This is a genomic window from Bacillus sp. mrc49 (genome assembly GCF_002803435.1).
On record NZ_PHNG01000265.1, the window covers coordinates 1 to 564 of the forward strand.

At 45.0% G+C, this 564-nt stretch carries 1 protein-coding gene; it reads left to right on the forward strand.

What is annotated here, in order from left to right; genetic code table 11:
- On the forward strand, positions 1 to 564 hold a 564-nt coding region (locus CVN76_RS01890), incomplete at both ends, for an ATP-binding cassette domain-containing protein (RefSeq protein WP_157805459.1).

Here is a 564-nt window from a genome sequence, read left to right on the forward strand (position 1 = left end):
GGTACACGCGCTCATGGGGGAAAATGGAGCAGGGAAATCAACCTTGATGAACATTTTGACTGGTCTTCATAAGCAGGATCAAGGAACGATCGTGATTAACGGCAATGAAACCTCATTCAAGGATTCCAAGGAAGCAGAAGAAGCGGGGATGGCCTTTATCCGTCAGGAATTGAATATTTGGCCGGAAATGACCGTGCTGGAGAACTTATTTATCGGCAAGGAACTGGTAAATAAGTTAGGCGTCCTAAAGACGAAACAAATGAAAGCGCGTGCAAAAGAAGTTTTTAAAACACTTAATATTTCCCTTCCCTTCGATAAGGAAGCCGGCCTTTGTTCCGTAGGTGAACAGCAAATGATCGAAATTGCCAAGGCGCTGATGACGGAGGCCGAAGTCATCATCATGGATGAACCGACCGCAGCGTTAACCGATAGGGAGATCGAAAAGCTATTTGAAGTGATGAAGGGGTTAACCCAAAAGGGTGTATCACTTGTTTATATCTCGCATCGGATGGAAGAAATATTCGCCATTTGTGACCGGATCACCGTTATGCGTGATGGTAAAAC